Annotated in this window: 24 protein-coding genes; 7 read left to right on the top strand and 17 right to left on the bottom strand. The window is 68.9% G+C overall.

Annotation, left to right across the window (positions count from 1 at the left end; all coding sequences use genetic code 11):
• Positions 1 to 90: 90 nt before the first annotated feature.
• From Q9R02_RS07540 to dacB, 14 genes are all read right to left on the bottom strand, one after another.
• Complete coding sequence (locus Q9R02_RS07540) at positions 91 to 1,518, bottom strand: LCP family protein (RefSeq protein WP_305996039.1); 1,428 nt, start codon at positions 1,516 to 1,518, stop codon at positions 91 to 93.
• Between the two features lie 202 nt (positions 1,519 to 1,720).
• The gene (locus Q9R02_RS07535; RefSeq protein WP_305996038.1) at positions 1,721 to 3,220 is read right to left on the bottom strand and encodes an MDR family MFS transporter; all 1,500 of its coding nucleotides are present in this window, start codon (positions 3,218 to 3,220) and stop codon (positions 1,721 to 1,723) included.
• Between the two features lie 525 nt (positions 3,221 to 3,745).
• A complete protein-coding gene (panC, locus tag Q9R02_RS07530; RefSeq protein WP_305996037.1) occupies positions 3,746 to 4,627 on the bottom strand; it encodes a pantoate--beta-alanine ligase in 882 nt (293 codons plus the stop codon).
• Positions 4,628 to 4,673: 46 nt separating this feature from the next.
• Positions 4,674 to 5,645, bottom strand: a complete 972-nt coding sequence (locus tag Q9R02_RS07525) for a Rossmann-like and DUF2520 domain-containing protein (RefSeq protein WP_305996036.1) — start codon at positions 5,643 to 5,645, stop codon at positions 4,674 to 4,676.
• Positions 5,638 to 6,138 (bottom strand): DUF3180 domain-containing protein, encoded by a 501-nt coding sequence (locus Q9R02_RS07520; RefSeq protein ID WP_305996035.1) that lies wholly within the window; start codon positions 6,136 to 6,138, stop codon positions 5,638 to 5,640. Before Q9R02_RS07520 ends, Q9R02_RS07525 begins: the two co-directional genes overlap by 8 nt.
• A 1-nt stretch (position 6,139) precedes the next feature.
• Complete coding sequence (gene folK, locus Q9R02_RS07515) at positions 6,140 to 6,634, bottom strand: 2-amino-4-hydroxy-6-hydroxymethyldihydropteridine diphosphokinase (protein WP_305996034.1); 495 nt, start codon at positions 6,632 to 6,634, stop codon at positions 6,140 to 6,142.
• A complete protein-coding gene (gene folB, locus Q9R02_RS07510; protein ID WP_305996097.1) occupies positions 6,631 to 7,035 on the bottom strand; it encodes a dihydroneopterin aldolase in 405 nt (134 codons plus the stop codon). The genes folK and folB overlap by 4 nt, the downstream gene beginning before the upstream one ends.
• Before the next feature lie 41 nt (positions 7,036 to 7,076).
• Entirely contained in the window at positions 7,077 to 7,982 is a 906-nt protein-coding gene (folP, locus tag Q9R02_RS07505; RefSeq protein ID WP_305996033.1) for a dihydropteroate synthase, read from the bottom strand.
• A 7-nt stretch (positions 7,983 to 7,989) separates the two neighbouring features.
• Positions 7,990 to 8,613, bottom strand: coding sequence for a GTP cyclohydrolase I FolE (folE, locus tag Q9R02_RS07500; protein ID WP_425279223.1), 624 nt, complete (start codon positions 8,611 to 8,613; stop codon positions 7,990 to 7,992).
• Between the two features lie 20 nt (positions 8,614 to 8,633).
• Positions 8,634 to 10,685 (bottom strand): ATP-dependent zinc metalloprotease FtsH, encoded by a 2,052-nt coding sequence (gene ftsH / locus Q9R02_RS07495; RefSeq protein WP_305996032.1) that lies wholly within the window; start codon positions 10,683 to 10,685, stop codon positions 8,634 to 8,636.
• 229 nt (positions 10,686 to 10,914) lie between these two features.
• Positions 10,915 to 11,466, bottom strand: coding sequence for a hypoxanthine phosphoribosyltransferase (gene hpt, locus Q9R02_RS07490; protein WP_305996031.1), 552 nt, complete (start codon positions 11,464 to 11,466; stop codon positions 10,915 to 10,917).
• 47 nt (positions 11,467 to 11,513) lie between these two features.
• Positions 11,514 to 12,698, bottom strand: coding sequence for a tRNA lysidine(34) synthetase TilS (gene tilS, locus Q9R02_RS07485; RefSeq protein ID WP_425279224.1), 1,185 nt, complete (start codon positions 12,696 to 12,698; stop codon positions 11,514 to 11,516).
• Positions 12,688 to 13,797 (bottom strand): zinc-dependent metalloprotease, encoded by a 1,110-nt coding sequence (locus tag Q9R02_RS07480; protein ID WP_305996030.1) that lies wholly within the window; start codon positions 13,795 to 13,797, stop codon positions 12,688 to 12,690. The genes tilS and Q9R02_RS07480 overlap by 11 nt, the downstream gene beginning before the upstream one ends.
• 126 nt (positions 13,798 to 13,923) lie before the next feature.
• Positions 13,924 to 15,327, bottom strand: a complete 1,404-nt coding sequence (gene dacB, locus Q9R02_RS07475; RefSeq protein WP_305996029.1) for a D-alanyl-D-alanine carboxypeptidase/D-alanyl-D-alanine endopeptidase — start codon at positions 15,325 to 15,327, stop codon at positions 13,924 to 13,926.
• Positions 15,328 to 15,512: 185 nt separating this feature from the next.
• Here dacB and Q9R02_RS07470 point away from each other — a divergent pair, with 185 nt between their 5' ends.
• The 5 genes from Q9R02_RS07470 to Q9R02_RS07450 all read left to right on the top strand — a co-directional run bounded on the left by Q9R02_RS07470 (position 15,513) and on the right by Q9R02_RS07450 (position 19,132).
• On the top strand, positions 15,513 to 16,001 hold the full coding sequence (locus Q9R02_RS07470; protein ID WP_305996028.1) for an inorganic diphosphatase: 489 nt from the start codon (positions 15,513 to 15,515) through the stop codon (positions 15,999 to 16,001).
• A 166-nt stretch (positions 16,002 to 16,167) separates the two neighbouring features.
• On the top strand, positions 16,168 to 17,187 hold the full coding sequence (locus Q9R02_RS07465; protein WP_305996027.1) for a WXG100 family type VII secretion target: 1,020 nt from the start codon (positions 16,168 to 16,170) through the stop codon (positions 17,185 to 17,187).
• On the top strand, positions 17,184 to 17,963 hold the full coding sequence (locus tag Q9R02_RS07460) for a hypothetical protein (RefSeq protein ID WP_305996026.1): 780 nt from the start codon (positions 17,184 to 17,186) through the stop codon (positions 17,961 to 17,963). Before Q9R02_RS07465 ends, Q9R02_RS07460 begins: the two co-directional genes overlap by 4 nt.
• A complete protein-coding gene (locus Q9R02_RS07455) occupies positions 17,964 to 18,506 on the top strand; it encodes a hypothetical protein (RefSeq protein ID WP_305996025.1) in 543 nt (180 codons plus the stop codon). It begins immediately after the preceding gene.
• Between the two features lie 62 nt (positions 18,507 to 18,568).
• On the top strand, positions 18,569 to 19,132 hold the full coding sequence (locus Q9R02_RS07450; protein ID WP_305996024.1) for a hypothetical protein: 564 nt from the start codon (positions 18,569 to 18,571) through the stop codon (positions 19,130 to 19,132).
• Positions 19,133 to 19,135: 3 nt separating this feature from the next.
• On the opposite strand, the gene Q9R02_RS07445 is transcribed toward Q9R02_RS07450, so the two are convergent.
• Positions 19,136 to 19,990 (bottom strand): HAD family hydrolase, encoded by an 855-nt coding sequence (locus Q9R02_RS07445; RefSeq protein ID WP_305996023.1) that lies wholly within the window; start codon positions 19,988 to 19,990, stop codon positions 19,136 to 19,138.
• 273 nt (positions 19,991 to 20,263) lie between these two features.
• Here Q9R02_RS07445 and Q9R02_RS07440 point away from each other — a divergent pair, with 273 nt between their 5' ends.
• A complete protein-coding gene (locus Q9R02_RS07440; protein ID WP_305996022.1) occupies positions 20,264 to 20,545 on the top strand; it encodes a DUF3592 domain-containing protein in 282 nt (93 codons plus the stop codon).
• A 90-nt stretch (positions 20,546 to 20,635) separates the two neighbouring features.
• Here the strand turns inward: Q9R02_RS07440 and Q9R02_RS07435 are convergent, their stop codons facing one another.
• Together Q9R02_RS07435 and serS are read right to left on the bottom strand one after the other, a co-directional pair.
• The gene (locus Q9R02_RS07435; RefSeq protein ID WP_305996021.1) at positions 20,636 to 21,667 is read right to left on the bottom strand and encodes a hypothetical protein; all 1,032 of its coding nucleotides are present in this window, start codon (positions 21,665 to 21,667) and stop codon (positions 20,636 to 20,638) included.
• Between the two features lie 145 nt (positions 21,668 to 21,812).
• Complete coding sequence (gene serS / locus Q9R02_RS07430; RefSeq protein ID WP_305996020.1) at positions 21,813 to 23,093, bottom strand: serine--tRNA ligase; 1,281 nt, start codon at positions 23,091 to 23,093, stop codon at positions 21,813 to 21,815.
• A 74-nt stretch (positions 23,094 to 23,167) separates the two neighbouring features.
• On the opposite strand from serS, the gene Q9R02_RS07425 reads away from it, so the two are divergent.
• Positions 23,168 to 24,268, top strand: a complete 1,101-nt coding sequence (locus Q9R02_RS07425) for a diacylglycerol/lipid kinase family protein (RefSeq protein WP_305996019.1) — start codon at positions 23,168 to 23,170, stop codon at positions 24,266 to 24,268.
• The last annotated feature ends 121 nt before the right edge of the window (positions 24,269 to 24,389 follow it).

Below are 24,389 nucleotides of genomic sequence, written 5' to 3'. Positions count from 1 at the left end.
GCCTCGATCCGCACGCCGAGAGTGCATTTAATCGCAGTGTTCGCGCCTACGACTGCGATTAAATGACGGTTCGCGTGGGGCTGGAGGGTGTCACTTCACGCAGGGCACCCCGCCGCCGCTGAGCGTGGTGTTCCAGTCGCCGGCGTTGTAGCTCCCGCCCGGAGCCGACGACGACGGCGCGGGTGCAGGCGCCGCGGGCTGCTGCTGGGCGGGGTCCTGCTGGGTAGGGTCCTGCTGCGGGGGCGCAGCGACGGTGCCCGCGCCGGCGGAACCCTGCCCACCCGATCCCTGCCCACCGGAACCCGAGCCGTCCGCGGCAGGGGGCGCCGCCGTCGTCGGCTCATCAACCGGTCCGCCGCCCAGCACCCGGGCGGCCATCTTCCGCACGGCGTCCTGGTCCACCAGGTTGACGGACTCGCCCGTGTCCGAGGTGCCGTAGCTGAGGATCGGCAGCGTGACGAAGCGCGCGTGATTCGCGCCCAGCTGCTTGGCCTTCATGCCGAGGTCCACCAGGTTCAGGCCCTGGTCCACGGCGATCTTGTCCTTGAGCGCACCCACGATCCCGTTGATCTTGCCCAGGTCCGTGAACGTGCCCTGCTGCTTGAGCTGCGTGGCCAGGGAGGTGATGAACGCCTGCTGGCGGCGGGAGCGGTCCAGGTCTGTCAGATCGTAACCGGACCCGGAGGTGTCCCGGCGCTGGCGGACGAAGGCCACGGCCTGCTTGGCGTTGATCTCCTGGACACCGGCCTTGAAGTCGGCGCCGGAGAAGGTATCCGAGGTGTCGTGCTGGAGGCAGACCTTGATGGGCGCCACGGCCTCGGCCACGGAGAGGAACGCCGCCATGGTGACCTCCACGAAGTGGTCCACCTTGACGTTCAGGAACTGTTCCACGGTGGAGATCTCCTCCTTGCGGCCCTCGTCGCGGGCGTCCTGGTAGATCTGGTCCTGGCTGCGGCCCTGGGGATCGTTGGTGAACTTCTTCATGGCCTGATCCATGGCGAAGCCGTACGCCTCTTTGATCTTGCCCTTGTCCATGCCGTCCGGCTGGCCCGGAAGGTCCACGTAGTCGTCGCGCGGGATGGACACGATCTGGGCGGTGCTGCCGTCCTTGGGGATGTGCAGGAGCATCAGGACGTTGCTGTTGTATCCGCCGATGCCGGAGTCCCCGGCGTGCAGCGCGTCGTACTCCTCCTGGGAGAGCGGCTTGCCGTTCTCGTCGAGCCGGCTGTCCAGGCCCATGAGGAGGATGTTGGTGTCCTGGTCCAGGCCCTTGGAGCCGTCCAGGGCGTTCGAGCGGCGGATGTCGCCTTCCAGGCCGAAGTAGGTGCTGGCCACGAACACCCCGGCCAGCACCACGGCCACCGTGACCAGCAGCCCGGTGAGGACCATGACACGGCGGCGGAGGTAGACGCTGCGGGGATGGCGTGCTGAAGCACCCTTCGCCAGCAGACGAGGGGGTGATGCGGGTGCGTCAGTCGCCTTGCTGGCGGCGAAACTGTCGCGGCGGTCGTTCTTCATGGGGTCTCCTGGGGACAGGCCTCGTAGGCACAGTTCTCAGGCCAGGCCCTGGGGGGCAGGCCGCCCTCCGGAGTGCGTGTGACGGGCCAATGCTACTCAGAAGATCTGAACATCCCGCCCAGGGACGCTCCGGAAACACGGCGAGCCGCGGCCCGCACCGCACATTTTCCGTGGGTGGGGACGCGGCTCGCCGGTGGCGTCATCAGTGCTGGGAGGGTCCCTCCACCTTGCGCATCATGGCGGAGAGGACGACGGCGAGGACCGCCACGCCGGCCGCCGTCAGGAACGCGATCCGCGTGCCGTCGATGAGGTCACCGTGGAGCGCGACGCCGGCCGCGAACAGGGAGACCAGCAGGGCTGTGCCGGCCGCTCCCGCCACCTGCTGCAGGGTGCCCAGGATGGCGGAACCGTGCGAGTACAGCTGCGGCGGGAGCGGGTTCAGGCCGTTGGTGAACGCCGGGGTGAAGAGCATGGCCAGGGAGAAGTTCAGGACCGTCTGGATCACCGTCACCCACCAGATGGGAGTGGAGGCGCTCATCAAGGAGAACTGCCACAGGCACAGCACCATGAGGACGGAGCCGGTCACCGTGAGCGGACGCGGCCCCACTTTGTCGTACATGCGGCCGATGAACGGGCCGGAGAGGCCCATCGCCAGGCCACCCGGCAGCATGACAAGGCCGGTGACCAGGGGCTCCGCACCCAGGACCTTCTGCAAGAACAGCGGGAGCAGAATCACGGTGCCGAACAGGGCCACCATCGCCACCACCAGCAGGAGCACGGACACCGTGAACATACGGTGGCTGAAAGCGCGGAGATCCAGAAGCGGGGCGTCGGTGCGCTGCAGGGCCAGCTGCCGCCAGACGAACAGGCCCAGGGCGATCACTCCCACGGCCAGGGCTGCAATGGCCCCAGCGGACGGCCCGCTCTGTCCGCCGTGCCCGCCGCCGATCTGGCTGAGACCGTAGACCACGCCGCCGAACGCGGGGATGGTCAGCAGCACGGAGAGCATGTCCAGCCTCTGCCGCCCCTGCTCCCCCACATTGCCCAGGTACTTCGCGCCCACCAGGAGGGCCAGGGCGGCCACCGGCAGGACGAAGATGAACATGAAGCGCCATTCGAAGTGCTCCAGGATGAGCCCGGACACAGTGGGCCCGAGCGCCGGCGCCACGGACATCGCGATGGTGATGTTGCCCATCACCATGCCCCGCTTGTTCATGGGGACCAAGGTCAGGATGGTGGTCATGAGCAGCGGCATCATGATGGCCGTGCCGGACGCCTGGACCACGCGGCCCAGGAGCAGGACACCGAAGCCGGGGGCGGCCGCGGCGATCAGCGTCCCGGTGCTGAACAGGCCCATGGCCAGGAAGAACGACTGCCGGGTGCTGAGCCGTTCGAGGATGAACCCGGTGGTGGGGATGACCACGGCCATGGTCAGCATGAAGCCGGTGGCGAGCCACTGCACGGTGCTCTCGGAGACGTCCAGAGCGGTCATGAGGCGCGGCAGGGCCACATTCATGATGGTCTCGTTGAGGAACACGGTGAAGGTGGACACCAGCAGCACGCTGATGATCACGACGACGTCGCGCGGCAACTTCTCCGGGGCCTCCGCCGCGGGTGCGGGGCCGGGCACGCCGGCGAGGATCTCAGGGGCGATCGGCGCCTCTGGCGCCGCGCCGGGGGATACAGGGGTCTCGGGGGTCATGGTCACGTCCTAGCGAGTGGATGGACGGGGAGCCTGGTGGGCCGGGGTCCGGGTCCCACGCGGTGGCATGGTTCACGGCTGGTGGTTCACGGGAAACAACGCGACGAGGCATCCGATTCCCTCTGATCCCGGACGGCCTGAACGGATGATCCGCACGGCAGGCACTCCCCTGACAGGGGTTGGTGGACAAGGCTGGCCCGTGCGCACACGAGAGTGCTCAGACGCACTCATGGCAGGGCCTCACACACCGCACAGCGGGCACCGTCAGCCGGGGATCCCGGCGCACACAGGTGGCCGCTCAGGCAGAAAGCGGTGTGTTCACAATCAGACGCACACTCTCAGTTTACGCACAGACCCCCGGGATAAGCACCCTTCGCCCCAGGCCTCACCAACAACGCCGCGCGGAACCCACAGGGCGTCGCGCCGACGGCTTTCCGAAAGCGACGCATCGCGCATCGAAGCGAGGAACGAGCGCAGATGCGTGTCTAAGTCGCGTGGAAAGCCGTCAAAGCGACGGCGCCAACGTCAAGAACTCAGCACGGCGTTGTCGATGAGCCGCACCGGCCCTACCTTCGCCGCAACAATCGCCAGCCCCTCCCCACGGAACGGCGTGAACTCACAGTTCTCGGCCAGCGGTTCCAGGGTCCGGGGGTCCACCACCTCGAAGTAGTCCAACTCCACACCGGGAGCGGACTGGACCAGGGCCACGGCGGAGTCCAGGTCCAGGGGTTCGTGGGCGGCGGCGCGCTCCTCCAGCAGGCGCAGGGCGCGGGAGAGGACCAGCGCGGACTCCCGCTCTGCCTCGGAGAGGAAACGGTTGCGGCTGGACAGGGCCAGCCCGTCCGCGTCGCGCACGATCGGCACGGGGACGATCTGGACGTCGAGGTTCAGATCGTCCACCATCTGCTGCACCAGGGTGAGCTGCTGGGCGTCCTTCTGGCCGAAGTAGGCGCGGTTCACGGGCACAGGGGCGTGGGCCAGGTGCAGGAGCTTGGCCACCACGGTCAGGGCGCCGTCGAAGTGGCCGGGGCGGGAGGCACCTTCCCACTTGGCGGCGAGCGGCCCCGCGGTCACGCGGACACCGGGTTCGCCGTAGGGGTACATCTCCTCGACGCTCGGCGCGAAGGCCAGGCGGACACCGGCGGCGTCCAGGAGCTCCAGGTCGGCGTCCAGGGTTCGCGGGTAGCGCTCCAGGTCCACGGCCTCTCCGAACTGGAGGGGGTTCACGAAGATGCTGGCCAGCGCCAGATCGTTCTCCTCGGCGGCGCGGCGGGCCAGGGCGGCATGGCCGGAGTGGAGGGCACCCATGGTGGGGACGAAGCCTGCGGACCTCAGCCGCTCCGCCTGGGACAGCTCCGCCAGCCGGGTGCGCAGTCCCTCGGTGGTGGTGATGAGTTCGATGCCCATGGCTGCTGTCCTTCTCGTTCTTCAGTTCTGTGTTCCGGCCCCGCGCTCAGCCCAGGACGTCGCCCAGGGCCGCGGCCTGTTCCGCGCGGAGGCGGTCCTGCCGGACCGCGCGCTGCAAGGTGGCCCGGGCCATGGCGAGGTAGGACTCCAGAATATCGTCACCGGCGCCGGCGAGGTGGCCGCCGGGGCGCGGTCCGCCGTCGTCCTCCGAAGCCTGCCGCAGCAGCGCGTCCCGCCCGGTCAGAGCCTCGCGGTGGGAGGCGACCGTGCCGGCGTCGCCGCGGGAGACCGGGCCGGTGAGGGCGGACTCGCCGGAGGCCAGGGCGTTGTCCAGCGAGGCGCGCAGGAGGGGGGCCAGGAGCCGTTCCGGCTCGGCGACGCCGATCTCGGCGAGCAGCTGCGCCGCCTGGGAGGCGAGCGTGACCAGGTGGTTGGAGCCGTGCGCCAGGGCCGCGTGGTACAGAACGCGCTGCTCCTCCGGGATCACCACGGGCTCGCCGCCCATCTCGATCACCAGGGCCTGAGCGATCGGCAGCATGGGGGCGTCGGCCGTGACGCCGAAGACGCAGTCCGTCAGGCGTCCCAGGTCCAGGCTGAGGCCCGTGAACGTCATGGCCGGGTGGATGGACAGAGGGATGGCTCCGGCCGCGCGGACCGGCTCCAGGACGCCCACGCCGTAGCGTCCGGAGGTGTGGGCCACCAGTTGGCCGGGCTTCCACGCGCCCAGGGAGGCCAGGCCCGCGACGAGCTCGGAGAGGACGTCGTCCGGGACGGCCAGGAGCACCAGATCCGAGCCGGCCACGATCTCGCGGGCCTCCAGGACCGGGACGCCGGGCAGCAGGTTCTCCGCCCGCTCGCGGCTGGCCTCGGACACGGCGGTCACGCCTGTCACTGCGTGCTCCGCGGCCCGCAGGGCGGCGCCCAGCACGGCGCCGACCTTGCCGGCGCCGATCACGCCGACGCGCAGCCTGCCGGCCCGGGGTGCGGATCCGGACGGTCCGCCCAACTGCTCACGCATATTCGCCCTCGGTTCCCTTGCCGCGCTCGTCGCGCTTTCCTTCCGTGCCGTCGTCCTCCGGGGGGATCCGGCAGAAACGTTCCACGATCAGGCCCACCGCCAGCATGACCGCGCCGCCGCCGCACATGATGGCGCCATTCACCACATGATCCACGGCGCTGGAGTATTCCAGGTACTGCAGCTGCTCCAGGACGATGCCCAGGTGCCAGCCGAACAGGACCGTGCCCGCGTAGGCGCCGGCCTGCGCCAGCACCAGCGTGCGGGCCGCCACGATGGGGTCCAGGTGCTTCTTGACCTTGGCCGTCTTCCAGCGGTGCACCCGCCAGCCGAAAGCGAAGATCAGCGCGGACATGGCCAGCATGCTGAACAGGGCGCTGACCGGCAGGACCGGGACCGCCAGGCTGTACCGCTGCGAGATCACGGACATCAGATAGCCGATCACCAGGAAGATGACGCCGAGGGCCACCAGCCGGCCAGGACGCATGAGACGCATGTCAGTACTCGTCGAGTTCTTCGGCGTCCGGGTAGTCCGCTGCGGCGATGGCCAGTTCCTTGACCGGTGTGCCGTTCAGCTCGGCCGTGGGGTCCATGGCGGCCCACGGGACCAGCACGAAGGCACGTTCCGCGGCGCGCGGATGCGGCAGGGTGAGGGCCGGGTCGTCGCTGCGGAGCTCGCCGAACACGATCACGTCCACGTCCAGGGTGCGCGGGCCCCAGCGGACCTCCCGCACCCGGTGGTGCATCCGCTCCACGGCCTGGCAGTGCGCCAGGAGTTCCAGCGGCGTCAGCTCGGTGTCCACGGCCATGACCATGTTCAGGTAGTCGGGGGAATCCTCCGGGCCACCCACCGATTTGGTCTGGATGATGGGCGAAATGTCCACCAGGTGGACCTTCGGGTGGTTCACCAGATCGGCGACGGCGGCGGACAGGATGCCCTGACGCTCACCGAGGTTGCTGCCGAGGGCCAGGATCACACGCGTGGTGCTCATGAGGCGCCTCCCCCGAAGCCGGTTGTCCCGAGCCCCGGGAAGTCCTCGCGGCTGCGGGAGACGACGACGGCGACGTCGCCGAACGGCACCTCGATGGGCGCCTTGGGCTTGTGCACGGTCACCTCCACGCTGGTCACGTCGAATCCTTCCAGGACGGCGCGGGCGATCATGACCGCAAGCTTCTCGATCAGGTTCACGGGCGGGCCCTCGATGACGGCCGTGACGGCCTCCGCCACAAGCCCGTAGTGGGCGGTGTCCGCCACGTCGTCGCTCGCGGCGGCCCGGGTGAAGTCGCGGTGCATGACCAGGTCCACCACGAACGGCTGGCCCTCGCGGCGCTCGAAGTCGAACACCCCGTGGTAGCCGGTGGCGGTGACGCCGCGCAGTTCGATGCGGTCCAGCGGGCGGATGTGCCCGCGCACCCCTCCCACGCTCACCACGCTCACGCCGAGAAGCGCGCGGCGACCTTGACCGCGTCCAGGTTGGGGCCGACGTCGTGCACGCGGACCGCCCAGGCTCCGCGCCCGGCGGAGAGCGCCGTGACGGCCACGGTGGCGGCGTCGCGCTCGATGGGGGCCGCGGCCTTGCCGGCCGTGGTGAGCAGTTCGCCCAGGAAGCGCTTGCGGGAGGCGCCTACCAGGACGCGGTGGCCCAGGCCCGTCAGGCGGTCCAGGCCGCGCAGCAGCTCCCAGTTCTGGGCGCCGGCCTTGGCGAAGCCGAGCCCCGGGTCCAGGATGAGGCGCTCATCAGCGTGGCCAGCGGCGCGGAAGCGGCCGCGGAGCTCCTCGAGTTCCGCCACCACCTCGCCCACCACGTCCGTGTACACGGCCAGGGAGTCCATGGTCTGGGAGTCCCCGCGGGAGTGCGTCAGGATGTACGGCACCTTGCGGGCCGAGACCAGCTCGATCATCTCGGCCGTGACCCGCTGGCCGGAGACGTCGTTGACGATCAGCGCACCGGCATCCAGTGCCGCGGCGGCCGTGGAGGCGTTGACGGTGTCGATGCTGACCAGGGCGCCGGCCTTGACCATCGCCGCGACCACGGGCAGGACGCGGCGCTGTTCCTCCTCCGGGGTGACCGGATCGGCACCGGGCCGGGTGGACTCACCGCCCACGTCGATGATGTCCGCCCCGCCGTAGAACATCCGCAGGCCATGGGCGATGGCGGAGTCCGCCGTGCTGTGGTTCCCGCCGTCGCTGAAGGAATCGGGGGTCACATTGAGCACGCCCATGACCAGCGTGCGGCCCTGGGCGAGGTCTTCGAATCGGGCTGCTGCTTTGGCTTTCCGGATCACGGGCAAGGGGTTCGTGGCCGGGCCGGTGCCCGGTGCTGCGGCAAGCGAGTCCATAGGGGTATTACCTTCCGAGTATCAGGCTCATGGCTTCGGCTCGTGTGGCTGGGTCATGCAACTGGCCCCGGACCGCACTGGTGACGGTCTTGGCGCCGGGCTTGCGGATGCCGCGCATGGACATGCACATGTGTTCGCATTCCACCACGGCGATGGCGCCGCGCGGCTGGAGGTGGGTGACCAGAGCCTCCACGATCTGCGTGGTGAGCCGTTCTTGGACCTGCGGGCGGCGGGCGATGATGTCCACCAGCCGCGCCAGCTTGCTCAGGCCGGTCACCTTGCCGTCGTGGGACGGGATGTACCCCACGTGCGCCACCCCGTGGAACGGGACCAGGTGGTGTTCGCACGTGGAGTAGAACGGGATGTCCTTGACCAGCACCAGTTCCTCGTGGTCCATGTCGAACATGGTCTGGAGGACGGAGCCGGGGTCCTGGTGGATGCCGGAGAAGGTCTCGGCGTAGGCACGGGCCACACGGGCGGGGGTGTCCACCAGACCGGAGCGGTCCGGGTCCTCCCCCACGGCCAGCAGGATCTCGCGGACCGCCGCTTCGATGCGCGGAAGGTCCATGGGGCTGTCGGCCGCGCCACCGCGGGCGGCGCCGGTGGGGACGTCGTCGTCGATGTGATTCACCTAAGCATCCTAGCCGGGCGCTACTGCCCCTGCTGGCCCTCGTCCGGGTATTGCGGGGCGATGATCGGCTGCGTGTGCTCGGCGGCGCCGTGCACCTGGGCGGCGACCTGCAGCGGCTCCTCGTCCTGCTGGTTGGCGAGCTGAGCGCGCTCACGGCTGGACTGGACCGGCGCGATGTGCTGGACCGGGCGGGACTCCTTGGAGAGCCAGATGGGCCGCTTGACGGGCTTGCGCACGTTCTCCGTGAGCCGCTCCACGTCCGCCTGGTTGATGGTCTCCTTCTCCAGGAGTTCCAGGGCCATGGCGTCCAGGATGTCGCGGTTCTCGGTGAGCACGGCGTACGCCTCGTCGTGGGCGGAGTCCAGCATGCGCCGCACTTCCTCGTCCACCAGGGCGGCCAGCTCGTTGGAGATGGTGGCACCGCTGTCATCGCCGCCGCGGCCGGCGCCCATGACGTTGGAGACGCCGCCGGCCACCTTGATGGTGCCGACCTTCTCGCTCATGCCGAGCTCCGTGACCATGCGGCGGGCCGTGCTGGTGGCCTGCTCGATGTCGTTGGACGCACCCGTGGTGGGGTCGTGGAACACGATCTCCTCGGCCACCCGGCCACCCATGGCCCAGGCCATGCGGTCCAGGAGCTCGTTGCGGGTGTAGCCCTGGGGATCGTCGTCCGGGACCACCAGCGTGTAGCCGCCGGCGCGGCCGCGCGGCAGGATGGTCACCTTCGTGACGGGCGGGGCGTTGTGCAGGGCCGCGGCCACCAGGGCGTGGCCACCCTCGTGGTAGGCCGTGATCTTGCGGTCGTGTTCCTTCTGCGTCCGGCTGCGGCGCTGCGGGCCGCCCATCACACGGTCCACGCCCTCGTCCAGGGCGCGGTCGTCGATCAGGTCCGCGTTGGAGCGCGCGGTCAGCAGGGCGGCCTCGTTCAGGACGTTGGCCAGGTCGGCGCCCGTGTAGCCGGGGGTCTTCTTGGCCACGGCGTTGAGGTCGACGCCGGGAGCCAACGGCTTGCCCTTGGCGTGCACCTTGAGGATGTCCTCACGACCCTTGCGGTCCGGAGCGTCCACCGGGATCTGGCGGTCGAAGCGGCCCGGGCGCAGCAGGGCGGGGTCCAGGATGTCGGGGCGGTTGGTGGCCGCGATCATGATGACGTTGGTCTTGGCGTCGAAGCCGTCCATCTCCACGAGCATCTGGTTCAGCGTCTGCTCACGCTCGTCATTGCCGCCGCCGATGCCGACGCCGCGGTGACGGCCGACCGCGTCGATCTCGTCCACGAAGATGATGGCCGGGCTGTTGGCCTTCGCCTGCTCGAAGAGGTCACGCACGCGGGAGGCACCCACACCGACGAACATCTCGACGAAGTCCGAGCCGGAGATGGAGAAGAAGGGCACGCCGGCCTCACCGGCCACGGCGCGGGCCAGGAGGGTCTTACCGGTGCCGGGAGGGCCGTACAGCAGCACGCCCTTGGGGATTTTGGCGCCGAGGGCCTGGAACTTGCCCGGCTCTCGCAGGAATTCCTTGATTTCGTGGAGTTCCTCCACGGCCTCATCCGCACCGGCCACGTCCGCGAAAGTCACCTGCGGCATGTCCTTGCTGAGCATCTTGGCGCGGGACTTGCCGAACTGCATGACCTTGGAGCCGCCGCCCTGCATACGGGACATGAGGAACCAGAAGAGGAGCACCAGGAGCAGGGTGGGCACCAGGAGGGAGACCAGGCCGGAGAGCCAGTTGCTCTCCACCGGCTGATCCTGGATGCCGTTGGACGGCTTGGCGTCGTTGACCGCCGTGACCACGGCGCCGGCGCGGGCGTCGACGTACTTGAAGTAGACGTCCTTGCCCTTGTCCTGGCCGTTGATGCTGAGAGAGTCCTTGAGGGTCAAGTTGACCCGGTTCTCGCCGTCGATGATCTTGGCCTGCTGCACTTCGCCCGACTGGGCGAGCAGGGCCAGGCCCTTGTCCGTATCGATCTGCGCCGAGCCGTTCGGGGCGAAGGTCGCGAAGGCCAGCAGCATGATCACCACTGCGCCGATGATCCAGATCCAGGGACCCTTGGCGATATTTTTGAGTTTCATCTACCGGGGCGTGTGCCCCATCCCTCCTGCGAAAGCTTTGCCCGGGCACGGCCGCCGGACCTGGTTCTCCATGTCCAGCATGACACCGTATGCATGTGTTGACGTACACGGCGGCCCAAAAGTTCCCTCAGGGCGAAAGTGGGAGCGGAAACACGAAAACCCCGCCGGGAGGACCTGCCACTGAACGTGGCGGGTCCTCCCGGCGGGGTCCGGGCGGAATGAGGTGCCGTCAGGCGTAGACGTGCGGGGCCAGGCTGCCCACGAAACCCAGGTTGCGGTACTTCTCCGCGTAGTCCAGGCCGTAGCCCACCACGAACTCGTTGGGGATGTCCTTGCCGACGTACTTGACGTCGATCTCCACCTTGGCGGCCTCCGGCTTGCGGAACATGGTGAAGATCTCCACGCTGGCCGGGCCGCGGGACTCCAGGTTGGCCTTGAGCCAGGAGAGAGTCAGGCCGGAGTCGATGATGTCCTCCACGATCAGGACGTGCTTGCCCATCAGGTCCGTCTCCAGGTCCTTGATGATGCGGACCACTCCGGAGGACTGGGTGCCGGAGCCGTAGGAGGACACGGCCATCCAGTCCATGGTGACGTGGCTGTGCAGGGCACGCGCCAGGTCGGCCATGACCATCACGGCACCCTTCAGGACGCCGACGATCAGCAGGTCCCGCCCCTCGTAATCCTTGTCGATCTGTGCGGCGAGTTCCTCGATGCGCTCCTGGATCTGCTCCTTGGTGCAAAGGATTTCCTTGAGATCTGCCTGGACGTCCTGCGAATCCACCCTGACTCCTGTGTCTGTGTCTACCGGTGCCGGGACGGGCCTGCGCGTCATGCGCGGGCGCCGCCGCCTTTCAGGACAAGTTTCCCATACTCGTTCCCGCCACGCCGTGCCCCCTTCGGGCGCGGGATGCGGCTCACACTCACCTTCCCGGGCAGCTGCACGGGGCCCGCGCTCCCCTGCCGTTTCAGGAGCCCGACGGCGGCCTGCATCCTCTCGAAGCTCGGCGCACCGCCCAGCTCGGTGACGGCCAGCGCCACGACTCTCACCCGCAGCGCCTCCGGAAGCTCACGCAAGCCGTCCTCGGAGAGCAGCAACGCGCCGTCGTCGTCCTCTTCGCGGAGGCGCGCGTAGTGCCGCTGAGCCTCCGCGTCCAGGGCCGCAGCGTCGGCGGCGAGAATGTACGCGGAGCGGTGCAGCGCCTCGGCCACGCCGGGTCCGAGGCGCTCCTCGAGGAACGGCAGGACCTGGGTGCGCACCCGTGAGCGGGCATAGGCGGGGTCGGCGTTGCTGGGGTCGTGCCAGGGGGTGAGCCCCTCCACACGGCAGATCTCCTCCGTGTCCGCCCGCTTCAGATCGAGGAAGGGGCGGAGGTAGGCGCCGCCGTCGAAGTCACGACGGCGCGGGATGCCGGCCAGGGATCGCGTGCCGGAGCCGCGGGCGAGGGCCAGCAGCACCTGCTCGGCCTGGTCATCCAGGGTGTGACCGAGGAGCACGACGTCGGCGCCCTCCTCCCGCGCGGCCGCCTCGAGGGCGGCGTGCCGGGCAGTCCGGGCCGCCGCCTCGGGGCCGTCGCCGGTGACGGGGACCTGGACGGTGGCGATCCGGACGGGGTCCAGGCCGAGTTCGCGAGCCTGTTGCGCGGCCGTCCGAGCCACTTCGGCGGAGCCTTCCTGGAGCTGATGGTCCACCACCACGGCGCCGACACGGAACATGCCGCCACGGGCATAGAAGGCTGCGACCGCAGCAAGGGCAAGGGAGTCCGGACCACCGCTGAGCCCCACGAGCGCCAGCAGGGGCGCGTCGCCGGCGGCATTGACGGCCTGGGCGCCCCGGGGCATATTCCGTGGGAGGAATCGTTCCTGTTCCAGCGCCTGGCGCAACTGCAGCCGCGCCGCACCGATCACCGGGGCCAGTCGGCCGAAACTGCGGCGGCCCCGGGCACCGTCGGGCACCGTCGCATCGGGGACGGTGCCCAGGTGATCCGCCTGAGAGCGGTCCGTCTCAGGCGGCACCGGGGAACCCCATGCGCCGCAACCAGGCCTGAGGATCGTGGATCTCTTCCTCGGTGGGCAGGTTCCCGGCGCGCTCCCACACCTGGTTGAAGCCCTCCATGCCCACCTCATCCACCACGGCACGGACGAAGCGGGCACCGTCCGTGTACTGACGCATCTTGGCGTCCAGGCCCAGCAGACGGCGGAAGAATTTCTCCAGGACGCCGCGGTCCTTGCCCCGGCTGCTGAAGCGCTGGCGGATGGTCTTCACACTCGGCACCACGGAGGCGTCCACGGCGTCCATCACCACATTGGCATGGCCCTCCAGCAGGCTCATGATTCCCGTCAGGCCGGACATGATGGCCTTCTGCTCCGGGCTCTGCAGCAGCTCCATGAGCGAACCGGACGCACCCTCTTCCGACTTGCCTTCCCGGAGCGAGACCACGGCACGCGTGGCCCTTTCCAGGAACGATCCCGCGTTCTCCACGAACGATCCGCTCAGCTGCTCGATCTGGGCCATCATGTGGTCCCCGAGCCATGGCGCGGCGGCGAACTGCACACGGTGCGTCTGCTCATGCAGGCACACCCAGAGCCGGAAGTCGTCCGGCTCCACATTCAGCTGACGCTCCACCTCCACGATGTTGGGGGCCACCAGCAGAAGACGCCCCGCGGACCCGGCACCAGGGCCGCCGGTGCGGTAGCCGGAGAAGGGCTCGTACTGGCCCAGCACCTTGCTGGACAGGAACGCCAAGATGGAACCCATCTGGGCCCCCGCCACGGCGCTGCTCACCCGGGCGCCCGCCGGGGACATCCCCTGGGCCAGGCGCTCCTTCAGTGCGCGCAGGGCGGGGTCCATCATGACGGAGAAGCCCTGGGTGTTGGCCTTGGCCCAGCCTGCACGGTCCACCACCAGGATCTGGGAGTCCCGCAGGTCCCGGGCCGCCTCCAGGCCGGTGATCCGGTGCACCAGGTCCACGGACGCCTCCGCCTTCGCGCGGATGTCCTCCACGGCCACGGCGATCTCCGCCGGGGCCAGGCGTGGCCCGGCAGGGGCCAGACGGGCTGCGGTACTGGCGGCCAGGTCCCAGTCGACGAGGGCGGGTGTGGACTGTTCGCTCATGGCACCATCCTGCCCTACCGGGCTGACAGGCGGCTCCAGGCCGGAAGTCCCCGGTGTTGTGGAGTTTCCCCTGCGCTCAAGGGCCGGGGAAACTCCACAGGGCCGGGGAAACTGAAGGCGGACCGCTCAGCGGCAGCCGCAGCCGGCCAATACGGCCGCGGAGGCGTCCAGGGCGGGCTTGTTGCCCGCGGCGCCCGGGGTGAGGCCGTTCCCGATGAAGGAGAAGAGGAGCAGCCGGCCATCCGCGTCCACCACGTAACCGGAGAGGCTGAGGACCGTGTTGAGCGTGCCGGTCTTGGCCCGGACCAGGCCCGCACCGGCCTTGCTGGAGGAGGCGTCGTACCGGCTGCCGAGCGTGCCGCTCACGGCGGCCACCGGGAAGCCGTCCAGCGCGGCCCGCAGGGACGGGTCATCGCCCGAGGTCATGAGCCGGATCAGGCTGGTGAACTGGGCCGCACTCACCCTGTTGCCCGGGGCCAGGCCGCTGAGATCGGAGATCACCATGCCGTGCGTGTCCACACCCAGCCCCTCGAGCTGGGACGTCACCGCCTGGATGGCGCCCGCATAGCTTCCAGGGCCGCCCGTGCCGAGGGACACCATGCGGCCCAGGACGGCGGCGAGGAAGTTGTCCGAGTTCTGCAGCATCCAGCCGACCTGCTCGGCCACCGTGGCGGAGTCGACGCTCGCCAGTTCCACGCCGGTTCCGGCCGCGCCACCGGCCACGAAGCTGAGGCCCGTGCCGCCCGCCACGGAATTGAGTGCGTCGGTGAAGGCTTTGAGGACCTCGGCGCCCTGGTCCTCAGGGCGCGGCGCGGCGGTGTCGGTGACCTTGAACCGTCCGGAGTTCAAAGCCAGGGGCGCCACGGGAGCGGTCTCCCCCGCGGCCACGTCGTCCTTCTCCACGGCGGGGTTGAGGGCCGGCCCGGTGAACAGTGCGGTGTCCACGGCGACACTCAGCCTGCCCTTGGCCCCCGATGTCTGAAGAGCGGAAACGGTCTGAGTGGCCAGCGTCGCCAGGCCCGCGTGCCCCATGACGGCGTCCGGCGCGGACTGGCCGGCTCCCAGGAGCACATCGCCCCCGCCCTTGATGACGATCGCTGACGGCCCACTCCTGAGCACCTGCGTCCTGAAGCGGCGCTCCGGCCCCAGGACGTGCAGCGCCGCAGCGGCGGTCAGGAGCTTCATGTTCGACGCCGGCATCCGCGGCGCCGTCGCCTTGTCGCCGAAGAGGACGGCGCCGCTGAGTGCGTCCACCACCTGCCCGGAGAAGTCGCCGCCGCCGCCGTCGGGCACCAGGGTCTTCGCCAGCTGTGCCGCGAGCGCCGACGACGACGGCAGGGGCGCCTCGGGCGACAGCGTCCCCTGGACGGTGGCCGGGGCGGTGGGCGGCAGCTGCCAGGGCGGGGTGCTCACCGGCGCCGAGGCGGCAGCCTGTCCCGCGGTGGCCCAGTGGATGCCGAGCGGGACCGCAAGGAGCGCCAGGACCAGGACCAGCAGAACAGAACTCGCTGCGCGCGCCGGACGGCCCATCCCCTGCTGAGTCCCTTTCTGATGTGGAAACCATGCTCGAAAAGGTGTTCTGGGCATGTTTTCACGGCCGAAAATATCGTTCGAAGCATGTTGGTAGCTATTCTCAATACTAGTCGGCGGTTGGGTTCCGGCCCGCCGCTTGGATACGCCCTGCCGCCTGGCGGCACAAGAGCTATGGAGTTCCCATGAAGCACGATGTCACGATCGAGATCCCGCGCGGTTCCCGCGTCAAGTACGAGGTGGACCACGAGACCGGCCGCGTCCGCCTGGACCGCGTCCTCTTCACCTCGATGCAGTACCCCACCCACTACGGCTTCTTCGACAACACCCTGGGCGAGGACGGCGATCCGCTGGACGCCCTGGTGTTCTACCCGGATGTGGACCTCTTCCCGGGCATCGTCCTGGAGGCCCGCCCCATCGCCATCTTCAACATGGAGGATGAGTCCGGTGGAGACGCCAAGCTGGTGTGCGTCCCGGCCGACAAGCGCTTCGACCACATCCAGGAGGCCTCCGATCTGGACGAGTTCCTGATCAAGGAGATCGAGCACTTCTTCACCACGTACAAGGACCTCGAGCCGGGCAAGTGGGTCAAGCCGGACGGCTGGGCCGACCGCGCCGCCGCCGAGGCCGAACTGCAGGCCTCCATCGACCGCTTCCAGGCCGAAGGTCACTGAGCTCAGCTCTGATTCACCACGTCGGCGGGTCGCCGTACGACTGTCACCGACAGCGTGCGGCGGCCCGCCGATGTCGTTGATCCACATGGAGAGCCCTCCCCATCGCGCCTCGCACCGCTCGCGTCTAGGATCGCCGTAAGACCAATTGATGGAGGAGAGCGTTCACGTGGCAGGTTTCTACGGCGCAGACCCGGCCCAGCTTCGAGCCTTGGCCCAGAATTTCAAGCGAGGCTCGACGGCTCTCCAGTTCCAGGGAAAGCAGCTCAACGAAGCCGTCATGTCCGCCTCCGCCTGGAAGGGACCCGATGCGGAGGGCTTCCGCTCGGACTGGAATTCACATCACCGGCAGGCACTGCTGTCCGCGAGCCGCTTCCTGGAGAGCTCCTCCGGCGTTCTGCTGCAGAACGCCAAGGAACAGGAGACGGCCAGCGCGGCGGCCGGCGGATCGACGGGCGGGACCGCTCCGGGCGGTAAAACTCCGCTGGAGACGGCAGTGGACCTCGGGAAGATGGCCGGGAAAGGCATCGGCATCACCCTCGGCATCCTCGGCTTCAAGGACAACCTGCTCAATTCAGCCGCCTTCATCCGGACCAAGAAGATCCTTGACTTCGCAGGCGAAGGCCTCAAGGACGTCCTGAAGCCCGCGAGTTATGCGATTGCGGACGGCTACAAAGCAGGTGAAGCGAGCAAACTCATAACAGCCTGGGGCAATATGGCCGGCGATATGGGCAAAATCGGAGCTGCGGTCGGCAAGTTCGGACGTTTCGCAGGCCCGGCACTGGCACCGTTCGCGATCGCAGGCGGCATCCATGACATGATCTCCCCCGAGCACTCAGGTGCCCGGGGCGTCGGGGACCGGATCGCCGGCGGCCTCTCGGTCATCGGCGGTGGTGGCACCCTCCTGATGGCCGCTGGGCTGCTGACCAATCCCGTAGGGATCGGCATCGTTGTGGGCGCGGGTGTCGTGGCCGGAGCATGGGCCCTCGGCAACATGGTTGCGGATAGCGCCTGGGGCAAGGCTACGGGCCACTGGATCGCGAATACCGCCAGTGACGCGTGGAATGGGGCCAGCCACGCCGTGTCGTCCGTTGTGAAGGACGCCGGTAGTGTGGTGTCAGGTGCGGTGGACGGCGCCAAGAAGTTCTTCTCGAACCCCGTCAAATCCCTCGGAGGCCTGTTCGGATGACAGAAAACCTGATCGAGTTCACAGAGCGCGACATCGCTGCCGCGCAGTCACTCCTCGCCCGGGCCGACGACTCGCCCACGTTGCCGACGCTCAGCGACGAGGAGATCGTGGCGCTTGACGGAATCAAGCATGAGCAGGTGGTGGTCCTCCCCTGGCTGTCGCAGCATCAGGACCAGCGGGAACTGCTCTGCAATGTGGCTCTCAGGACCCTCCTGACGAAGGGCATCGTTTTCCCACTCGCCGAATCCCCGGAGTCCGCGCCGAGTGGTCTGGGCACCGATGACGAACTGACCGCGGTGATGACACTGCGGCGCACCGGGCAGCGAGCGGTCATCGCAGAAGTCGCCCACGGAGATGATGACCGTTACTGGCTGTACAGCTACCTTCACGGGGAGTTCACCCTCCAGGAACTCATCGACTCGGCCGGCATCCACAGCTTCTCCCTGATCCCCACTGCCGGTGTCCCGTCCAGCATTCTGGAGCTCGCCGGAGCGCCGGGCGTCGAGTCGGAAACGGGCGAAGTCCTCGAGCTGTCGGAAGCCGACCTCGCCGCGCTCGCCCCGACACGCCTCGCAGACGTCCGCGCAGTGGCAAGTGTCATCGCCGTCGGGGAATCCGATGACGACCGGCCCAGCCTCGTGGTCTATGCGTCACCGAACGGCCTCGACGTGCTGAACGCTCGGGCCGCCGGCGACGAGGTCCGCCTCACACTCTCGCGGCTGAGCATGGACGACACGGCCCGGGCACTCAGCAGTCTCCTGGGGGACATGAGCTGAATGGCCCGCATCAAAGAAGACTCGGTCATCGCCACCGAGGACGGCAGGCTGATGCTGACGGCCAACATCGCTCAACTGCTCATCGGCTACGTTGCGGATGTCCTGGTGGTGGTCGGCCTGTTCTTCGGTACATTCATCGTCCTCGGCGACCGGTTCTTCTTCACTGGCGCGAAGCTGGTCTTCGGAGGCGTGGGACTGTGGCTCCTGCTGGTCCTGGCCTATGGATTCATCTGCTTCCACGGCTGGACCTTCGGTGGCCTGGTGACGGGAACACGCAAGGTCCGTGAGCTGAGCGGCAAGGCTCCGGGCCCTTTCCGGATGGCCTGGCATGCCCTGGTGGTTTACGTCTTCTTCGCCCTCCTCATCTTCGGCGCCGTCAGTTCCGGCTCCGGCACCTCTTCCGGTGGCCCCAAGGAGAGTTCCCTCAAGCGGCGCATCGCCGTCATCAGACCCTTCGTGTCTCAGGAGGAGATCCTGCAGTGGTACCGGCAGGAGGGAAAGGTGCCGCCCACCGGACCCCGGAAGCTCCAGCCGAAGGCATGACGAGCGAACTTCCCTCCAGCGACTCCGTCATCATCCTCGTGACGACGCCGGGCTGACCTCCCATGAACAGCTACGCTCTGCTGGTCCGGGCCGCGAACACCTCGGGGCCTGCGGTGGACCGCCTGGAGGCGCTGGGCGCCCGGCCCGCCTCGGTGCCACACACGTGGCGTCTCATGACGCAGAACGCCGACGACGCCGTGGCCGCGGCGCTGCTTGCGGCGCGCTTCCCCGGGATGCTCGCCTCAATAGGTGCCGCGCACGGAACCGACGGCACCTCGGAGCGCTTCGCCCGGGACCTCGCGACGGGCGCCCTGGTCTCCCTCGAGACTCACCCGGCCCGTTTCCCGGTGGGCGTGGCCGGTGAGTCCTCAGAGGCCGCGGTGGACGCCGAGGCGGCACTGCGGCTCGTGGCTAGGATCGTGGCGCACCGTTCCGAGGCCGAATGGCGGGTGGTCGATCTCCTGACCCCCGGCGTCCGGGGCCAGCACAAAGCGGTTGCCGAGGCACTCGGCATCAGCACGCAGGCCGTCAGCAAGGCACTGGCGCGCACCGGCTGGCAGGAAGAGCTTCTGGGACGGGGCCTGGCCGCCCGGCTCCTCCGGGACGCGGCAGGCGGGCCACGCTGAGTCTCAGCGCCCCTGCAGGACGTTCAGCAGGACGGCCGCGACGCCGTCGTCCTCCACCGTGCCGGTGACCTCATCAGCCACGGCGCGCACCTCGTCCGGCGCCTGTCCCATGGCGACACCGCGGGCCGCCCAGCTGAGCATCTCGACGTCGTTCCGGCCGTCACCGACCGCGATGGTGCGGGCGGCGTCCCAGCCCAGCGCGCCGCGCAGGCGTTCCAGGGCGCTGGCCTTGGTGACGCCGGCTGCGGCGATGTCCAGCCAGGCCGTCCAGCCCACCGAGTAGGTGACGCCGCTGAGGCCGATGCCGGCGATGGCCTGGGTGAAGTCGTCCGAGGTGTTCTCCGAGCTGAAGACCACCACGCGGACGGCCTCGGCCTGGAGCATCTCGCGAAAGTCGACCGGGATGGCCTCCACGCCGAAGCTGGCGTCCTGGAAGCGTTCCGTGGAGAGGAAGCGGCCCTGCGCGTCCTCCAGGGCGTACTTGGCGACGGGCAGGCGCTTCCGGAGCGCGGTCAGTGCGGGGGCGGGGTCGAAGGTCTCGCGGTGGATGACCTCGTAACCGTCCTCCAGGGCCGGGTCCAGGCGCAGGATCACGCCGCCGTTGCAGCAGACGGCGTAGCCGCGGTCCAGGCCGATGAGTTCGATGATGGGCAAGGTGGCGCCGAGGGAGCGGCCGGTGGCGATGATGACCTCGTGGCCGGCCTGGACCACCGCCTGCGCGGCCCCTCGGACGGCCGGGGACATGTGGCCGTCGTGGTCCACCAGGGTGCCGTCGACGTCCAGGGCGATGAGCTGCTTGAGGTTTCCGTTGGGCCGGTCTTCGATGCCGGCGACTGCGTGTTCAGTCAAAATAGTCATATTCCAGTGAAGCACCGGACCCGCCCCGCCGGTAGGAAATGCGTCACAGCCGGCCGTGAATTCACGGTGAACGGCGGGCGCAGGAGGTTAATACTCACAGCCTTGCACACAGTGTGAGTGTTTCCCTGAGGCGGCGGACACACCTCGACGGAAGGAACCGCATGCCGGCACCCACGGTCACCACGAAGCGTAACGGAGGGCTGTTCCCCCTGCTCGCGGGCCTGCTCCTGTTGCTCGCCGCACCGGCCGTCCTGGTCATCAGCATCGCGGTCGGTGCCCAGGAACGGGGGGCTCCTGGCGACGGGAACCCGCGTCACCGGGACGGTCCTGACGGTGGAGGACGGGCAGAAGGCCAGCCAGCGGCGAATCCAGGCCCGGTACCCGGTGCAGGACGGGCGGGAGCTGACCCTCTGGGCGCTCATCCCGGACGGCGCGCACCCCGCCGTCGGAGACCAGGTCCCGGTGGTCTACGACCCTGCGGACCCCTCCCGCGCCGTGGTGGACGGGTATGACACCTGGACCACGTTCGCCACGGAGGCCGGCGCGACCGGCTGAGCTGCCGCCGTCCGATCGGCGTTCCCCGGCCTTGTGGAATTTCCCCTACGCTCCAGCGGCGGGGAAATTCCGCAAGGCCGGGGAAATTTGTCAGCGGCGCGGCACGCCGGCCCTGAGCAGCTTCTGCATCAGCAGCTGGGGCTTCTTCACCTCATCCCAGACCCATCGGACCACCCCGTAACCCTCGGCCCGGATCCTGTCCTCCCGCAGCTTCTCTTCGACCACCACCTGGGCGGGGTCCTTGCCGCTGAGTTCCCGGGACCGGGTGTATTTCATGAGCCCGTCGAACTCCCCCACGAGCTTCCGGCTTCTCCAGAGGAAATCGGTCCGGGCGATCTCCCCGGCGGACCCCATCACCCGGAATTGCAGCTCCGGGACTTCGAATCCCAAGCGGTGAATGACCGCTCGGCTGTACGATTCCCCGACCGATTCCGAGGCACTGTTCGCAAAATCGAGCACTTCCCGCGTCCGGTTCCGTGCTGCTAGGGACGGCAGCACGGAGAAGCCGTCGACCAGGCCTTCCAGGCTGCACGGGCGCTTGATCCGCGGATCTTCTGCGGCGATGGCGTCCGCCACCACCACGGCGTCCGCAAACGGCATGCGGTGCAGGGTGTCCAGAAGCGCGGCGTCCAGCGACTGCATGGGAAGCACGACGCCGAGATGCGCCACTCGCAATCTGTTCGGCGCCGCGTCGGCTCCCGGCCGCCGCGCCTCCCGGAATCCTTGCGGCAGCCTTCCGCCACCACCCTGGCGGACCCGCTTCCAGGCCAGGGCCGCCTCGGACGGATTCCCGTACAGCACGGGCGCGGCCTTCCGCCCCCAGGCCGACCGGGAATCCGTCAGGTACTCCACGGTCTGAGGAACGTCCGCAAGCCGAAAGCCGTACAGCGACAGCGCAGTCTCCCGGCAGAAAACCGGCGGCGTCCCGGCGATGCCGAGCGCCGTCGTCGTCAATGCGTACCGGTCCCATGCGGTGCCGGACAGCCACTCATCGATGGGGAGGTAGACACCCCGGCGCAGCCGGACGAGCTTTCCAGCCGCGAACGCACTGCTGAGCTGCCGGGGTGACCGGAGATGCGGCCCGCGGCCCGCCGTGAGGAAATTGACGTCGGGAAAGTCCATACCGGTCAGTCAACGTGCACGGAGCATGGCCGACGTTGACCAATTCCTCCATGTGGAAAGGAAAATCCCCGCCCCTGTGGACAGTCCCTGCCGCTGAAGCGCGAGGGAACGTCCACAAGGCCGGGGATTCTCGGAGGATCCGGAACTACAGAACCGGGAACACCTCGAGGCCGCCCAGGTACGGGCGCAGCGCGGCCGGGACCGTGACCGAACCGTCCGCGTTCTGGTGGTGCTCCAGGATGGCCACGATCCAGCGGGTGGTGGCCAGGGTGCCGTTCAGGGTCGCGACGGCACGGGTGCCCTTGGGCGTGCCATCCTCGGCGATGACGCGCTCACGGATGTTCAGGCGGCGGGCCTGGTAGCCGGTGCAGTTGGAGGTGGAGGTCAGCTCGCGGTAGGCGCCCTGCGTGGGGACCCAGGCCTCGCAGTCGAACTTGCGCGCGGCGGAGGAACCCAGGTCGCCGGCCGCCGTGTCGATCACACGGTACGGCAGCTCGCACTTGGCCAGCATCTCCTCTTCCCAGGCCAGCAGGCGCTCGTGCTCGGCGGCGGCGTCCTCCACGGTGGTGTAGATGAACATCTCCACCTTGTTGAACTGGTGCACGCGGATGATGCCGCGGGTGTCCTTGCCGTGCGAACCGGCCTCGCGGCGGTAGCAGGAGCTCTGACCCGCGTAGCGGACGGGACCGGCGGACAGGTCCAGGATCTCGTCGCCGTGGTAGCCGGCCAGGGCCACCTCGGAGGTGCCCACCAGGTAGAGGTCGTCCTCGGCGAGGCGGTAGATTTCGGCGTCGTGCTTGACGTCGAAACCGGTGCCCTGCATGGTCTCCGGGCGCACCAGTGTGGGGGTGATCATGGGGATGAAGCCGGCCGTGATCGCCTGGTCCATGGCCATCTGCAGCAGCGCCATCTCCAGGCGCGCACCCACGCCCTTGAGGAAGTAGAAGCGGGAGCCGGACACCTTGGCGCCGCGCTCCATGTCGATGGCGCCGATCAGCTCGCCGATCTCCAGGTGATCGCGCGGCTCGAAGTCGGGGAATTCACGCGGCTCACCGACGGTCTTGACCACCACGAAGTCGTCCTCGCCGCCCTCGGGGACACCGTCCAGCACGAGGTTCGGGATGACGCGCAGCAGCTCGTCCTGGGTGGCCTGGGCGGCCTCGGCCTCGGCGGAGGCCGCCTTGACACTCGCGGCCAGCTCCTTGACCTCGGCCAGGAGGGCCTGCTTCTCCTCACCCTTGGCCTGGGCGACGCGCTTTCCGAAGGCGTTCTGCTCCGCGCGCAGGTTCTCGAAACGGGTCAGTGCGGCCCGGCGGGTTGCATCGGATTCGAGCAGCTTGTCGACCAGAGACTCATCGGCGCCGCGCGCACGCTGACTGGCCCGGAACTTCTCTGGGTTTTCAATGAGTTCTTTAACGTCGATCACGAGGTCAAGGGTATCGAATAGCCCTTGTCCCCCGCGAAGCGCCGGGCAGCAGAACCGATTACGCTGGGAGAACTATGGGGAACTCGGGGAAGCAGATTCTCTTCGCGGGAGGCGCGGCGGCATTCACGGTGTCGGCCGTGGCCAGCTGGTGGGGTGCCCGGCGTCTGAAGACCATCCACCGCCGCAGCACCGCTGCCGGTCCCGTCCAGGCGCCGCGCGACGGCACCCAGCGGATCGCCGTCGTCATCAATCCGGTGAAGAACCACGCCGACGCAGCGCGCGAGCAGATCCGGCACGCCCTGCAGACCGCCGGCTGGCCGGAGGCCATGTTCCTGGAGACCACGGTCGATGACCCGGGCCACGGTCAGGCGCGCCAGGCGCTGGAGGAGAAGTACGACGCCGTGCTGGCCGCGGGCGGCGACGGCACCGTCCGCGCGGTGGCGGAGGTCCTGGCCGGCAGCGGCGTGCCGCTCGGCCTGGTGCCGCTGGGCACCGGCAACCTCCTGGCCCGCAACCTGGACATGGATGTGGCGGATCTGCGCGGCTCGATCGGGACCGCACTGTTCGGCGGGGAACGGCGAATCGACACCGCCGCGGCGGAGCTGGAGAGCTCCGTGGACGGCACGGTCAGCCGGCACGTCTTCCTGGTGATGGCGGGTATCGGCATGGACGCCGAGGTCCTGGTGGACACCCGGGACGATCTGAAGAAGAGCATCGGCTGGCTCGCCTACACCGCGGCGGGCCTGCGGCATCTGGGCGGGCGGCGGAAGTCCGTCACCATCAGCCTGGACGGCTCCAACCCGCAGAAACGCAAGATCCGCAGCATCCTCTTCGCCAATTGCGGCCTGGTGCCCGGCGGAATCGACTTCCTGCCCGACGCCATGGTGGACGACGGCCTGCTGGATGCCGTGGTGATCAGTCCGCGCAGCCTGGTCGGCTGGCTCATCATGTACCTGAAAGTGGTGTTCAAGCACAGCGGTGTCCTGCCGATCATGCGCGCCTATCCGGTCAAGCGCATGACGGTATGGAGTCCGGAGCCGATGGAGACCCAGCTGGACGGGGACCCGTCCGGGCCCGTGACGCGGGTCAGTGTCGAAGTGCGGCCGCAGTCGCTCTCGGTGCGCGTGCAGCCGTCGGGCCTCTGCAGGCGGGTGGGGCCCCGGGCCGAAGAATGAGGCCTGGGAGCCGCTGGGTGGGGCCCCGGCGGCGAGGGTCCCGGGCCGATGCGAAGCGAGGCCTGGGAGCCGCTGGGTGGGGCCCCGGCGGCGAGGGTCTCGGGCCGATGCGAAGCGAGGC

It is taken from the genome of Arthrobacter horti, from assembly GCF_030731045.1.
GTDB lineage: Bacteria > Actinomycetota > Actinomycetes > Actinomycetales > Micrococcaceae > Arthrobacter_E > Arthrobacter_E nanjingensis.
Note: the sequence above shows the minus strand (reverse complement) of the source record. Positions and strands in the feature narration are given on the sequence as shown.

Coding starts and splice junctions, on each gene's coding strand:
- Q9R02_RS07445 (WP_305996023.1), bottom strand. CDS start 19,990: ATGACTATTTTGACTGAACACGCAGTCGCCGGCATCGAAGACCGGCCC.
- Q9R02_RS07470 (WP_305996028.1), top strand. CDS start 15,513: ATGAAGCACGATGTCACGATCGAGATCCCGCGCGGTTCCCGCGTCAAG.
- folP (WP_305996033.1), bottom strand. CDS start 7,982: ATGGACTCGCTTGCCGCAGCACCGGGCACCGGCCCGGCCACGAACCCC.
- ftsH (WP_305996032.1), bottom strand. CDS start 10,685: ATGAAACTCAAAAATATCGCCAAGGGTCCCTGGATCTGGATCATCGGC.
- Q9R02_RS07435 (WP_305996021.1), bottom strand. CDS start 21,667: ATGGACTTTCCCGACGTCAATTTCCTCACGGCGGGCCGCGGGCCGCAT.
- Q9R02_RS07425 (WP_305996019.1), top strand. CDS start 23,168: ATGGGGAACTCGGGGAAGCAGATTCTCTTCGCGGGAGGCGCGGCGGCA.
- Q9R02_RS07450 (WP_305996024.1), top strand. CDS start 18,569: ATGAACAGCTACGCTCTGCTGGTCCGGGCCGCGAACACCTCGGGGCCT.
- Q9R02_RS07535 (WP_305996038.1), bottom strand. CDS start 3,220: ATGACCCCCGAGACCCCTGTATCCCCCGGCGCGGCGCCAGAGGCGCCG.
- dacB (WP_305996029.1), bottom strand. CDS start 15,327: ATGGGCCGTCCGGCGCGCGCAGCGAGTTCTGTTCTGCTGGTCCTGGTC.
- Q9R02_RS07480 (WP_305996030.1), bottom strand. CDS start 13,797: ATGAGCGAACAGTCCACACCCGCCCTCGTCGACTGGGACCTGGCCGCC.
- Q9R02_RS07455 (WP_305996025.1), top strand. CDS start 17,964: ATGGCCCGCATCAAAGAAGACTCGGTCATCGCCACCGAGGACGGCAGG.
- Q9R02_RS07540 (WP_305996039.1), bottom strand. CDS start 1,518: ATGAAGAACGACCGCCGCGACAGTTTCGCCGCCAGCAAGGCGACTGAC.
- Q9R02_RS07460 (WP_305996026.1), top strand. CDS start 17,184: ATGACAGAAAACCTGATCGAGTTCACAGAGCGCGACATCGCTGCCGCG.
- folK (WP_305996034.1), bottom strand. CDS start 6,634: ATGAGCACCACGCGTGTGATCCTGGCCCTCGGCAGCAACCTCGGTGAG.
- Q9R02_RS07520 (WP_305996035.1), bottom strand. CDS start 6,138: ATGCGTCTCATGCGTCCTGGCCGGCTGGTGGCCCTCGGCGTCATCTTC.
- Q9R02_RS07525 (WP_305996036.1), bottom strand. CDS start 5,645: ATGCGTGAGCAGTTGGGCGGACCGTCCGGATCCGCACCCCGGGCCGGC.
- panC (WP_305996037.1), bottom strand. CDS start 4,627: ATGGGCATCGAACTCATCACCACCACCGAGGGACTGCGCACCCGGCTG.